The organism is Colwellia sp. MB3u-45, assembly GCF_014077005.1.
Classification (GTDB): domain Bacteria; phylum Pseudomonadota; class Gammaproteobacteria; order Enterobacterales; family Alteromonadaceae; genus Cognaticolwellia.
Window position 1 is genome coordinate 411,455 of record NZ_JACGVC010000044.1, and the last position, 13,893, is coordinate 425,347.

Below are 13,893 nucleotides of genomic sequence, written 5' to 3' on the forward strand. Positions count from 1 at the left end.
GCAAGACATTGATAATGAGCCTAGGTAGAGTAAGTTACCTACCCGCTCCGTTTGCTATAACAATAAAGTCATCAAGGTTTTAAAGTGATTCGTTATAAAAATGGGATGATATTTGGACAATCTATGGAGTTTAAAATGAAGCGTAAAACACTAGCAATTTTAATTGCGTCAGCACTCACAATCTCGTCTTTTGCGACGACTAACGTTTTAGCCTTTGAACAAGACACGGCTAACGATATTGCAAAAGATTATCAACAGCACTTAGCACCGTTATGGGATCATTTTCATCGTAATCCTGAATTGTCATTAATGGAAACTAAAACAGCAAAACGCTTAGCGCAAGAGTTGAGTGCTGTGGGTTATGAGGTTACTCAAGGTGTTGGTGGTACAGGTATTGTCGCAATAATGAAAAATGGCGAAGGCCCAATGGTCATGGTACGAGCCGATATGGACGGCTTGCCGGTAGTTGAACAGTCAGGCTTAGCTAATGCCTCAACCGTTAAAATGCAGAATTGGAATGACGAAACTGTTGGCGTTATGCACGCTTGTGGTCATGATGTTCATATAACGAGCCTAGTGGGAACTGGCCGTTATATGGCTGAAAATAAAGATAAATGGTCAGGCACTTTAATGCTTATAGGGCAACCCGCAGAAGAAAAGGGTCCAGGAGCGTCTGCAATGATGGCAGATAATTTATGGCAGCGTTTTGGTCAACCAGATTATGCTTTTGCTTTTCATGTTACCGCTAATTCAGAAGCGGGTAAGATAATTGTAGACGAAGGCTCACCTTATGCCGGTGCGGATACGGTTGATATTAGGGTACATGGTATTGGTGCTCATGGTGCTTCACCACATCAAGGTAAAGATCCTGTCGTGATCGGTGCGCAAATTGTGAATAACTTACAAACGATTATTAGTCGTGAGTTAGCACCTCGTTATGCGGGGGTTATCACAGTGGGGTCATTTCATGCCGGTACTAAGCATAATATTATTTCAGATGAAGCTAAGTTGCAGTTAACGGTACGCAGTTTAACACCAGAGGTACGTGAGCAGTTACTATCGGCAATTAAGCGTGTTGCTATTGGTACAGCACGCACTGCAGGTGTACCAGAAGATAAATTACCGGAAGTAGTGGTCAGTGAATTCGCTTATCCACCGACCTTTAATGATAAAAAGTTGGCTAAGCGTTTGAAAAACGTATTAAGCGAAAAAATGGGTGCTGACGCGCTATTAGAACCGGCAGAAACGGGGATGGGCGCAGAAGACTTTGGCTTTTTTACCACACAGCCTTATATTCCTAGCGTTTATTTTAAAGTAGGCGGCACGCCAAAAGCTGATTTTGAGCGTGCACAAGCCGGTGGCGCGGCTGTGCCGAGTCATCATAGTCCGCAATTTAAAATAACCCCTGAGCCCGCAATTAAATCAGGTGTTGAAGCTACGGTATATGCGCTACTTGATGTTATGGCGAAATAACAAGCCTAGCCCTTAACGTGTCTTTATTGTGATACTGAAAAGTAAATGGTTTAGTATCACAATAAATTTAATCGTTAGCGCGGATTATATTGATATCGCTTTAGTGATAATAAAATAGCAACGACCTTTGTGCTGAGTTGCCTGGTCAAGTCGTGTTTATGAACAGTATGTAATAGCAAGTTGATTAATTAGCTGTTCATTTTTAAGGGATAAAATGAAAAAATACAGAGTGATAAAATTGATAACTAGCATAACGCCTGACTCAATTTTATACCTGGTATTAAGCCATTATTTCTCATGAAAAAGTAGGTGAATTAAAAGACGTATAAGTTGATGCTAAACATGAACTTTATTAGCTGAGATCAGTTTTTGACCGTATTTTATTTATAAAAAAGCCCAGTCACAGACTGGGCAAAACAACAGGGAGAAACTATTTAAACAAAGGGGTTAATTTTTTTCTATTACATTGGCATTACGTTGTTGTAATAAGCTTTTGCCGTTAATCGCAATTTTTCTTGGCTTTAGCGCTTCCGGTATTTCTCGTTCTAAATCTATAGACAGTAAGCCATGCTCTATAAACGCACCAATGACTTTAACATGCTCGCCTAATTGAAACTTACGTTCAAAGTTGCGATCAGCAATACCTTGATGCAAATACTTACGCTCTTTATTACTGTCGCTAGCGCTTTTTGTACCGGTAACTATGAGTGTGTCTTGCTTTGATTCAATGTCGAGTTCTTGTTCAGCAAAGCCAGCGATTGCCATGGTTATACGGTATTGATCTTCCGCCAGTAACTCTACGTTATACGGAGGGTAAGAAGGTTGTTTATCTGCCCTTGATGCTTTGTCAATTAATCCGGCTAAGTGATCGAATCCGATAAATGAGCGGTAAAGTGGGCTGAAATCTGTAGCTGTACGCATAATTCATATCCTATTTAAGTTTAGCAATATGTTGTCTCTGTAAATATATTTCTGATGCTAAAACCAGCTAAAGCTGCGAATTGTGACAACTGAAATTAAACGTTTACAGAGTTTAATTGTGCCTTTCAATATTGAACAGGCGGTTAATGTAGACCCTATCGGCGACTACACTATTAAAGATGGGATTAATGCATTTAATTTCAAGAGCAAGGAGGGGATATAGTTGAGTTATTGTTAAATTTATTTTTAACTTGTTGATTTTTAAATGTATAATTATTTGTTTTACGCTTGTTAGTTGATGAGAGCTAATATTTTATATTGGCTCTCATCATGCTATCGTTTGAAAAGTGCTAGCCAGAATGCTCACTTGTTGTGGTTTTTGTTGGTTGAACTTTTTGACCCATTGATCTTAATTTGGTTAACGCTGTCTCGTAATCTGGGTGTTGAGAAATATTGCCGACTAATTCTTTGTAAGCGATTTTTCCGTCAACATCAATAATGAAAATAGCGCGTGTTAACAAGCCCATATCTTTAATAAGCAAACCATAATTATGACCAAAATCTCGCCAGACAGCATCAGATAACACTTTGATATTTTCTACTTTTTCAGTTTTACAAAAACGTTTTTGCGCAAAAGGTAAATCATTGCTAATGGTTAACATAACCACGTTTTCGGGTAAATTTGCTACTTCATCATTAAAACGCTTAGTTTGAATAGAACAAACACCAGTATCTAAACTCGGTACAACTGAAATTAACACAGGTTTTTGCTTAAATTCAGCCAAGGTAACGGGTGAAAATGACTGAGTTACTACCTTAAAGTCAGGTGCTTGATCTCCTACTTTTACTTGATTGCCAAGTAAGGTAACGTACTTATTACCTGCCATGACTAAATTGGTAGTTTCTGTCAGTTCAGGTACAGAAATATCAGCGCTGGCTGAAGAGAAAAACACTGAGCTAAGTAAGGCAATTGCGGTTAATTTAAAAATATTCATAATTTCGATATTTACTTAAGGTAAACTAGACCCCAAGCTTACCTTTTTGTAAGAAAAAAGTGTAGAAAAAGTGTAGAAAAAAATGCGAATTAATCGTGTTTTATTTTAAAAACCACCACTAAATGTCGTAGCATAAATATATCTTAATCTTTTATTCCTGAGTATATCTTGCTGAAAATTTCACTGAGTTATCTTTTGCTATCCCAACCTAGGGCTTTTTTGTTATGCCAACTTCTTTACTTATTTGTGATGACTCCACTATGGCGCGAAAACAAGTCGCGCGCTCACTTCCTGATGGCTGGGATGTTGATTTAACATTTGCCAGTAATGGTGTTGAAGCCATAGCAGCAATTAAGGCAGGTAAAGGTGATATCTTATTACTTGATTTGAATATGCCAGAAATGGACGGCTATCAAGTACTAGAAACCATATTGAAACAAGACCTGCCAACCCTTGCCATTGTTATATCAGGTGATATTCAACCTGAAGCACATCAAAGAGTGAAGGGGTTAGGTGCATTAGACTTCATTAAAAAACCGGTTGATAAAAGCAAACTCACTGAAGTATTGAGTGCTTATGGGGTTTTCAGTAAAGAAGATCTCATCATTGCTGAAAATGATACAGCTAAACTGATAAATCAATCAACTGGCCCGGTAAAAAGCGCATCAGTGAGAAAGCCTGCTGTGGCAGCAACCCAGAAGTCCATTACTAAAGTTGATAGTGAAATGCTTGATTGTTATCAAGAAATCACTAATGTAGCTATGGGGCAGGCAGGCGATTTGCTCGCTCGTTTACTGGACGTTGTTGTTGTTTTACCCATTCCTAATGTTAATTTAATTGAAGTCAGTGAATTAACCATGGCGCTTTCGGACGTTGAGAACAAAGATGAAACCTCAGGTATCTGTCAAGGTTTTATTGGTGCTGGCATCTCAGGCGAAGCACTTTTAATTCTTAATGACTCCAGCTTTAAAGACATTGCTTCTTTGATGAAATATGAAGATAAATTAGACAACAATGTTGAGTTAGAGTTGTTAATGGATATGGCTAACTTACTTATTGGTGCGTGTTTAAGTGGTATTGCAGAACAGCTTGATATGTCCTTTAGTCAGGGCCATCCAGTTGTGTTAGGTCAACATAGGAAAATTTCTGAATTAATTGCGAAAAATACTAATAAATGGAAGAAAACCCTCGCGATTGAAATTAGTTATAGTATCGAAAACTACCCTATTAAATTTGATCTACTGCTGCTCTTTACTGAACAATCGTTAGCCGTACTTAATCATAAAATAGCTTACTTGTTGGATTAATCATGTCATTACAAACTGAACAGTTGAACGAATTACATTGGATGATGGAAGTACTTCATACCATTGATGTTGGCCTGGTAGTACTTGATCGTGATTACACCATTCAAATTTGGAATGGTTTTATGGAAAACCACAGTGGCTTATTGCCGCGTGAAGTTAAAGGTAAGTTACTCTTTGATCTTTTTGACGAAATACCCCAAGACTGGTTTCGTCGTAAAGCGGAATCAGTTTTTTTATTAAAAAACAAAGCGTTTACTATTTGGGAGCAACGCCCTTATGTCTTCAAATTTAACAATTATCGCCCTATTACCGGTACCGCTGAGTTTATGTACCAAAATACAACCTTTATTCCTTTAAAGTCGACTACGGGTGAAGTTTCTCATTTATGTTTATTAGTTTACGACGTAACTGATAATGCTACGCAGAAAAAGCAGTTAAAAAAGGCTAACGCTGATTTAGCTATTTTGAGTCGAACCGATGGCCTGACACAATTATTTAATCGCAATCATTGGCAGCAATCTATAGCTGCTGAGTTTAAGCGCTATACGCGTAACCAACATGCTAGTTGCTTAGTTATGTTAGACATAGATCACTTTAAGGCTGTTAACGATAACTATGGCCATTTGGTAGGTGATGATGTGATTCGCCATTTAGCTAAGTTTATCCGTGAACAAGTACGAGAAACTGATATTTCAGCTCGCTATGGCGGTGAAGAGTTTATTATTTTATTGGCGGACACTCATGCAGAAGGCGGGCTAATATTTGCTGAGCGCTTGCGTAAAACAGTAGCAGAGTCAGTGGTTATTTATAATGGCATTGAGGTTCAATACACTATTAGTTTAGGGGTTGCACAAATTCAACCAAACTATAGCTCAGAAAGACAGTGGCTTGAGCATGCCGATAATGCTTTATATCAATCGAAAGATAATGGCCGTAATAAAGCGACGATTTATCAAAAATAATGCTCTAGCCAGTATGATGAAGATAAAAAAAGCCCATATGGGCTTTTTTTATCTGCATAAACGCATTAATACTTCAGTGCTCATAAGCGTAGCATACTAGTTTACTGATGCTAGCTCGCTGATTATATTATGCTTTCTTTAGCGCAATTAATCCATGTAGCCCTTGTGCAATAATTATCGCTAATATTACACCTCCGGTGTTAGCCGCCAGATCTAACCATTCACCATAACGATTAACGTGTGGCTGAATCAATTCAATTAAGCCACTCCACGTAATGAATAACAAGGCAAAGGCTAACCAATACTTAGGCCGACGTAGTGCGGTAGGCAACATTAAAGCGCAATAGGCAATAAAGTGATGGGTTTTATCACTGCCAGGTACACTGGGCAAATGCTGGGCAGGGTAGAGCGAAGCAACCGTTATTAGTACTAAAATCACGATTGTTATAGCCTGCCAAAACTGCTTAATAAAGTTTGTTATTGCTATGATAGTCACTACTTTTTATACACTAACTTGCCATTTACCCAAGTTTTATCCACCGATATTTTCCAGATATTTTGCTCAGGCATGGTAAATAAATTATTGTCGAGTAAAACAAAATCAGCTTTCTTCCCTTGGGCTAAGCTGCCAATGATGTTTTCTTGATGGCCAGCATAGGCGGCATCTAAGGTAAAACTTCTAAAAGCTTCTAGTGGTGTCATTTTCTGATCAGCAAACCAACCACCTTCGGGACTATTGGTATGATCTTGACGAGTAATCGAGGCATGTAGACCGAAAAATGGATTGGGTGATTCAACGGGGAAATCTGAACCAGCCGCAATCATTACTTTAGCATCGAGTAACTTTCTCCAGGCATAGGCGCCTAACATTCTGCTTGGCCCAAGTCGGTCTTGTGCCATGTTTTTATCACTGGTCGCGTGGGTTGCTTGCATGGCAGCAATAAGATCTAGTGCTGCAAAACGCGGTATATCTTCAAGTCGTAATACTTGTGCGTGTTCAACACGGTGACGTAACGCTTTGGTATTAGTCGCTTTGATCTGTTTTTCGTAGGTATCAAGTACCAGTTTATTCGCATTATCACCAATGGCATGACTGTTAACTTGATAGCCTTGGCGCATTGAAGTATTGACTAAATGTTCAAATTCTTTCGGGGTATTTAGCAGTAAGCCTTTATGACCTGGGTGGTCAGAATAATCTTCAATTAATGCCGCACCGCGACTGCCTAAGGCACCATCGGTTTGAATTTTAACGCTATTAAAGGTTAACATATCGTCTTTGCTGCGATATTGACCGTTAGCTAACGTTTGTTGCCACTTAGCCGACGGTAAATACAACATAGCATTAACGCGAATACTCATCGCTTGTTCTTGGCTGAGTTCTTTAAAAGCATTAAGGTTATCGGTGTCAATACCAGCATCATGCACGCTAGTAAGGCCATAACTGGCAAGCGAGTCCATCGCCTTGACCAACACTTGTTTTTGCTGTTTGATAGTTAAAGGCGCGATACTGTCATTAATGAGTGCCATGGCATTATCGATAAAAACACCTGTAGGTAGGCCATTCTTATCTTTAATAATCTCACCGCCTTCTGGTGATACGGTATCTTTTGTGATGCCTGCCAGCGCCATCGCTTTTGAATTTGCCCAGCCGGCATGGCCATCAACACGCTCAAGCCAGACCGGCTGCTCAATAAAGTGCTTGTCTAAACTCTCTGCATTAGGGAAGGCATTGCTTGGCCATTGAGTTTGGTTCCAGCCGCGACCTTGTATCCATGTCAGCCCCGCGTTGGCTTTGGCGTAGGCTAAGGTCTTATTAACGGCGTCTTGCTCTGAAGCACTGTTGACTAAATCTGCGCGTAATAGGCTTAAACCGTAGTTTAAAATGTGACCATGGGAATCAATCAAACCCGGGATTAAGGTTTTTCCTTTACCATCAATCACGGTTAAATTTTTTGTGCTTGGTAGCGTGTCTGTTGCAGAATATATTTTATCGATTTTGTCATCGGTAAAGGCAATCGCAGCGAAGCTTTCTAGTTCGCTGCCCGTTATGGTATAGCCTTGAATATTGGTAATTAACGTAGTTTTTGCAAACACTAGGGCTGGGCTCAATGTTGCGATGAGTATTGCCGACTTTATTGAGGTGGATAGTCTAATCATTGTATTTCCTTGATGTACCTTTTTATTATCACTAAATACTAACATGAAAAATAATGAAAACTTTAGCTGTTTTATCTATGGACTCGGAGCTTTTTATGAGCAAAAGGCCTAAAGGCTCTCAAAGGAGAATAAAATAAAATCATAACCTTAGTCCAGGTGTTAAGTCGCTAGCACTATTGACGATTAACTTATTTTGCTTGTAGTAGGGCTTATTAACACCGTTTTTTGTTGTGATAAAAGTCTGTGTTATTAGCACGGCTGTTAAGGTTTTATGATTTGGCTCTATATTGAAAACGGCGTATCAACGCCAGTAATAAAAGTAATAAAGGAATAACAAAGTCGATAACACGCGTATAGCGCGCATAAGGTGTTAGTCCAGTTACTAAAGCTACTTGACTGCTCAGTACGGCTTGTTCAAATTGTGGGATTTGTTTAAGAATATGACCTTGATGGTCAATAACAGCGGTAATGCCATTGTTGGTTGCCCGCAAAAAAGGTCGGCCAAACTCTAGCGCACGCATTCTAACAATTTCTAAGTGTTGGTGTGGGCCATGTGAATCACCAAACCAAGCATCATTACTCACGGTTAAGAGTAAATCAGTTTGGTTAGAAAAATTAGCGCTAAGTTGCTCTGCAAAAGCGACTTCAAAGCAGATCAGTGGTAGTAAGTGATAACCATTAGCGACGAGGTTTTTTTGCACATATTCACCACGACTAAAAGACGACATCGGCAAATTAAAAATCGCTGCTAGTGGTCTTAACCAATCAGCAAAGGGCACAAACTCACCTATGGGCAGTAAGTGATGCTTAGCATAACGATTCTGATTGTTATATTGGTAACTTCCTTGACTGTCACTCGGTAATTCTTTACCCAGTACGATTAAATTATTGTAATAATTTCTGCTATTGATGTTGTAATCAATGATACCGGAAATAATAGCGCTGTTATTTAATAAGGCTGAGTTTTGCGCTATTTGTAAGAAATCTTGCGCTTGGGTACTTGGCTCTATTGCCGTGATGGCTGATTCTGGCCAAATAACAATATCAGCAGGATAATTTTTACGGGTTAAATCTAAGTAGCTTAACATGGTTGGCCAAGTTAACTCTGGCGACCATTTCATTGCTTGCTTGATATTGCCTTGTACCATCACAGTGCTAACAGACTGACCTGTTGCTGACACCCAAACTTTATTTTGTAAGGCTAGGCTTGTCACACTAATGGCGACAAGTAAGGCAATATGTCGCCAAGGTTTGCGCTGTTTAACAATATAAACTATGGCAATGCTGAGGGTAATCACTAGGGCGCTGATACCTTTCTCACCCATGATAGGGGCAAACACCGCCAAAGGACCGTCAATTTGACTATAACCTAAAGTTAACCAAGGAAAGCCGGTGAGTAATACGCCACGTAAGAACTCAGCAAGTAGCCAAAAGGGTAATAAAAGCCAAAGATTAAGTTTTTGTTGATAGGAAAAACGCGCAGCCAAATAGCAGGCAAGGGCGAGAAATAGCGCTAAATAGACACACAGCAGCACCATTAATAATATCGACACAATCAGCGGTAAACCACCAAACTGGTCGATACTGACATGTACCCAACTGATACCCGCAGAAAACCAACCAAAGGCAAAGATAAAACCTTGCTTGGCTGCCGCTCTAGCTGATTTTCCTTGTAGCGAATATAGCCAAGTGGGTAATATTATTGCCATTAGCCAATAATAAGAAAATGGTGCATAGCAGAGTACTAATGCAAGCCCCAGTAAAAAACTGAGGCCATTGTCTTTATTAATGATCTTGTGGTTAATTCGTGTAAAGAATTTATTTAGCATAAAGGATTAATCAGCAACTTTACCTGCAACTACATGCTCTTTTGGTACGGTAATTTGCAAGGTTTGAATGCGACGGTTATCGGCAGCGGTGACTTTGAATATAACTTTATTGATGGTGATTTTTTCACCTTTTTTCGGCATATGACCAAAGTGTTGGGTAACAATACCCCCTATGGTATCGGCATCACGTTCATTGAATTGAAAATTAAAGTAATTATTAAAGTCGTTAAGGTCGGTAAGTGATTTCACTTGATAAACTTGGCCGGCAAGGTATTTAATATCTTCTTCCATGGCATCATCGGTTTCGTCTTCAATTTCACCGACAATCAGCTCTAGAATATCTTCAATGGTCACCACACCTGAAACACCACCGTATTCATCAACGACAACCGCCATATGATAACGCTGTTGGCGAAACTCTTTTAAAAGTGGATCAACTTTTTTACTCTCAGGAACAATAATGGCTGGACGAATAATTTGTGCAATGGTGAATGTTTCATCGAATTGGCTAAAGCCGTAAGCGAGTAAATCCTTCGCTAATAAGATGCCTTCAACGTCGTCAATATCATCATTAATCACGGGAAATCTTGAATGTCCAGAATCCACTATAATGGCGAGTGATTTCTCTAATGGATCATTAATATCTAAGGTGACCATTTGTGACCGAGGGATCATAATATCACGTACTCGCATATCAGATACTTCGAGTACGCCTTCGATCATTTGCTTGATCTCAGGGTTGATAAATTCATGGTTTTCAGCATCATTTAATGCATTGACTAGCTGCTCTTTGCTTCTCGGTTCTCCGGTAAATATTTGTATAATCTTAGTCAAGATTGACTTATTTGAAGAACCGTTACTAGAGTGGGGTTGGTCGTCGCTCATAGAGCCTTTTTAATTCCTTGTTCGTTGAATTTAGTACTATTTAATTATTCGACTAGTTTGTAACCGATCGTAGTTAATTTCAAGTACTAAATTGTTGCTTAATTCTCTTCAGTAACTATTTTACTGACAGAGATCAAATAATGGTTTGTTATTTATACTAAGCGAATTCATCAATGAGCCCGCTTACGATTAAATATTGGCTGCTATTGTATTTCATAAGGCGCAGCAATGCCCAAACCGGTAATTATTTTCGTTTCAAGTGCTTCCATTTCTTCTGCTTCATCATCGTCAATATGGTCAAAACCCAATAAATGTAAGCAGCCATGTACAACCATGTGCGCCCAATGGGCATTGATAGATTTGTGTTGTTCTGCGGCTTCTTGCTCAACAACATCAACGCAAATAACAAGGTCACCTAATAAATCCAGTTCAATGCCATCAGGTACTTCAAATGGAAATGATAAAACATTGGTGGCTTTGTCTTTGCCTCGATATTGATGATTAAGCTGACGGCTTTCATCACTATTGACCAATCTAATGGTAAGTTCAAATGATTTTTCATATGGCGCTAGCGCAGCCTCAGTCCAACGTTGAAAGTCACTGAGTTCAGGCACCGTCTTATCATCACAAGCCAATTGTAAATCGACGACAATATTAGCCACGTTATTCGCCATGTTTGCTTTCGCTTGCAGCGGCTAAGGCTTCTGCTTTTTGCTGTTGTTCGCGTGCTTGTTGTTTTTCTGCTTTTAAGCGTTGCTCTTTTTGCTCAAACGCTTCATAAGCTTCAACTATATGACCGACAACAGGGTGGCGTACCACATCTTTTGCTTGAAAGAAGTTAAAACTAACGCCGGGTATATCCACTAATACTTCAATAGCATGACGTAAGCCAGATTTTTGTCCGCGTGGTAAATCTACCTGAGTTATGTCACCTGTGATCACGGCGCGTGAGTTAAAGCCGATACGGGTTAAGAACATTTTCATTTGTTCTACGGTAGTATTTTGACTTTCATCAAGAATAATAAAGGCATCGTTTAATGTTCTACCGCGCATGTAGGCCAATGGAGCCACTTCGATGACATTACGCTCAATCAGCTTTTCAACTTTCTCAAAACCTAGCATTTCAAATAGCGCATCGTATAACGGACGTAGATATGGGTCGACTTTTTGCGATAAATCACCAGGTAAAAATCCGAGCTTTTCACCCGCTTCTACGGCTGGGCGGGTCAGTAATATACGTCTGACTTCTTGACGCTCTAAAGCATCAACAGCGCAGGCCACGGCTAGGTAAGTTTTACCTGTACCGGCAACACCAACACCAAAGCTGATATCATTGGTAATCACATTTTGGACATAACTTTGCTGGCTTTCGTTACGTGGCTTGACCATGCCACGTTTGGTTTTTATCGTCACCATATCGTCGTATTTAGCATCAAGCTTGCTTGGTGCGGCTTCTAAGACTCCGGCTTCGACAATGGCTAAGTGCAGCATTTTAGCGGTAATGGTGTTTGACTTACCTTTAACGGTTTCAGTTTCAAGGTAAAGATTGATCAAAAGTTGCTTCACAGCCTCTGCATTGACACTTTTACCGGTGACTTTAAACTCATGGCTTCTGTAGCTGATCTCAACGCCCATTCGACGTTCTATCGTCTTAAGGTTGTCGTCTATAGCGCCACACAAATTGGCCAGACGATTATTATCGGCTGGAGATAGTTCAAAAGTTATACTGGTATTTTTACTCAATTGCTGCTCCCAAGTGTTTGAAGTAACATGTTAAAAGGGCAAATAATTATTTGCCCTTAATATCTACTTTTATGAATAATAATAGCTTAAGGCGTAAAGGTGGCTACCCCTAGCTCATTCACTGGATTTTGTTCTGCTTGGTGATGGTTGTTCGCTAAAATGTCAGCGGGTGAATGGGCGATACGTAACCCCATTTCACTTTCTTGACGAACCAGTTCACCGCGTAAGGAGTTGGCATAAACATCCGTAATCTTGACATCAACAAATTGGCCAATAACGGTATGTGGAGCAACAAAGTTTACGATACGATTATTTTCTGTTCGGCCACGCAATTCCATTGGATTTTTCTTGGACGGACCTTCAACTAGAATACGTTGCTCGGTATCAAGCATATGACGTGCAATTTGCAGTGCTTGTTGACTGATACGGTCTTGCAATATTTGTAAACGTTGCTTTTTAGTTTCATCACTAATGTCATCAACCATATCGGCCGCAGGCGTACCTGGGCGAGCACTGTAAATAAAGCTGAAACTTAAATCAAAATCTACTGCTTTAATTAAGTTCATGGTCGCTTCAAAATCAGCATCAGTTTCACCCGGAAAACCAATGATAAAGTCAGATGACATACAAATGTCAGGTCGAACTTTTTTCAATTTACGGATTTGAGACTTGTACTCTAAAGCGGTATGACCACGCTTCATTTGCGTTAAAATACGGTCTGAGCCACTTTGCACGGGTAAATGTAAGTGACTAACAAGCTCAGGCACATCAGCGTAAACATCAATAATATCATCAGTAAATTCGATTGGATGTGATGTGGTATAGCGAATGCGGTCAATACCGTCAATGGTAGCGACTAGGCGCAACAGTTCAGAAAAACGACAAATACTACCGTCATGCGAATCGCCGCGATAACCGTTAACATTCTGGCCAAGTAAATTGACTTCGCGCACACCTTGCTCGGCAAGTTGAGCAATTTCATATAAGACATCATCAAGCGGACGACTGACTTCTTCACCGCGGGTATAAGGTACTACACAGAAGGTACAATATTTACTACAACCTTCCATAATAGAAACAAAGGCAGTAGCCCCATCGGCTTTTGGCTCAGGTAAACGGTCAAATTTTTCAATCTCTGGGAAGCTCACATCAACAACATGACCTTTGTGACCGGTAACTTGCTGGATCATTTCAGGTAAACGGTGCAAGGTTTGTGGACCAAAAACCATATCTACATAAGGGGCACGTTGACGAATAGCATCGCCTTCTTGTGAAGCAACACAACCACCAACACCTATGATTAAATCAGGATTTTTTACTTTGAGGTTTTTCCAACGACCTAACTGATGAAACACTTTTTCTTGTGCTTTTTCACGGATAGAGCAGGTGTTAAGTAAGATAACATCAGCATCTTCTGCTGCTTCGGCTAATTCAAAGCCATGGGTAGAGTCTAAAAGTTCAGCCATTTTCTGCGAGTCATACTCGTTCATTTGACAGCCCCAAGTTTTGATATATAGCTTTTTACTCATTGTTTCGCGCCTAATCTTTTCTATGAATTGATTCTAGTTTTTGCTAGAGAATTTAAGGAGCCATATTTTACTCTTTCTTTGCCTATGATGCT

General features: G+C 39.8%; 12 protein-coding genes. 3 read left to right on the forward strand and 9 right to left on the reverse strand.

Annotated features, from left to right (window positions below; all coding sequences use genetic code 11):
- The first annotated feature begins 135 nt into the window (after positions 1-135).
- Entirely contained in the window at positions 136-1,473 is a 1,338-nt protein-coding gene (locus tag H4J41_RS07060; RefSeq protein ID WP_182136916.1) for an amidohydrolase, read from the forward strand.
- 447 nt (positions 1,474-1,920) lie between these two features.
- On the opposite strand, the gene H4J41_RS07065 is transcribed toward H4J41_RS07060, so the two are convergent.
- Complete coding sequence (locus H4J41_RS07065) at positions 1,921-2,394, reverse strand: Hsp20 family protein (protein ID WP_182136915.1); 474 nt, start codon at positions 2,392-2,394, stop codon at positions 1,921-1,923.
- 350 nt (positions 2,395-2,744) lie between these two features.
- Positions 2,745-3,389 (reverse strand): thiol peroxidase, encoded by a 645-nt coding sequence (tpx, locus tag H4J41_RS07070; protein WP_182136914.1) that lies wholly within the window; start codon positions 3,387-3,389, stop codon positions 2,745-2,747.
- A gap of 224 nt (positions 3,390-3,613) precedes the next feature.
- Between tpx and H4J41_RS07075 the strand changes: the two genes are divergently transcribed.
- Together H4J41_RS07075 and H4J41_RS07080 are read left to right on the forward strand one after the other, a co-directional pair.
- Positions 3,614-4,696: a response regulator gene (locus H4J41_RS07075; protein ID WP_182136913.1), complete on the forward strand. Its 1,083-nt coding sequence runs from the start codon at positions 3,614-3,616 to the stop codon at positions 4,694-4,696.
- Positions 4,697-4,698: 2 nt separating this feature from the next.
- Complete coding sequence (locus H4J41_RS07080) at positions 4,699-5,658, forward strand: diguanylate cyclase (RefSeq protein ID WP_182136912.1); 960 nt, start codon at positions 4,699-4,701, stop codon at positions 5,656-5,658.
- 127 nt (positions 5,659-5,785) lie between these two features.
- Here the strand turns inward: H4J41_RS07080 and H4J41_RS07085 are convergent, their stop codons facing one another.
- From H4J41_RS07085 to miaB, 7 genes are all read right to left on the reverse strand, one after another.
- Positions 5,786-6,097: a VanZ family protein gene (locus tag H4J41_RS07085; protein ID WP_310649811.1), complete on the reverse strand. Its 312-nt coding sequence runs from the start codon at positions 6,095-6,097 to the stop codon at positions 5,786-5,788.
- 56 nt (positions 6,098-6,153) lie between these two features.
- Positions 6,154-7,815 carry an amidohydrolase gene (locus H4J41_RS07090; protein WP_182136911.1) on the reverse strand — a complete coding sequence of 554 codons (1,662 nt, stop codon included), beginning with the start codon at positions 7,813-7,815 and terminating at the stop codon, positions 6,154-6,156.
- Positions 7,816-8,084: 269 nt separating this feature from the next.
- The gene (lnt, locus tag H4J41_RS07095; protein WP_182136910.1) at positions 8,085-9,644 is read right to left on the reverse strand and encodes an apolipoprotein N-acyltransferase; all 1,560 of its coding nucleotides are present in this window, start codon (positions 9,642-9,644) and stop codon (positions 8,085-8,087) included.
- Between the two features lie 6 nt (positions 9,645-9,650).
- Positions 9,651-10,529 carry an HlyC/CorC family transporter gene (locus tag H4J41_RS07100; protein WP_182136909.1) on the reverse strand — a complete coding sequence of 293 codons (879 nt, stop codon included), beginning with the start codon at positions 10,527-10,529 and terminating at the stop codon, positions 9,651-9,653.
- Positions 10,530-10,732: 203 nt separating this feature from the next.
- Positions 10,733-11,203: an rRNA maturation RNase YbeY gene (ybeY, locus tag H4J41_RS07105; RefSeq protein ID WP_220460911.1), complete on the reverse strand. Its 471-nt coding sequence runs from the start codon at positions 11,201-11,203 to the stop codon at positions 10,733-10,735.
- Entirely contained in the window at positions 11,193-12,272 is a 1,080-nt protein-coding gene (locus tag H4J41_RS07110) for a PhoH family protein (protein ID WP_182136908.1), read from the reverse strand. The genes ybeY and H4J41_RS07110 overlap by 11 nt, the downstream gene beginning before the upstream one ends.
- A gap of 86 nt (positions 12,273-12,358) precedes the next feature.
- A complete protein-coding gene (miaB, locus tag H4J41_RS07115; RefSeq protein ID WP_182136907.1) occupies positions 12,359-13,801 on the reverse strand; it encodes a tRNA (N6-isopentenyl adenosine(37)-C2)-methylthiotransferase MiaB in 1,443 nt (480 codons plus the stop codon).
- Positions 13,802-13,893 lie beyond the last annotated feature (92 nt).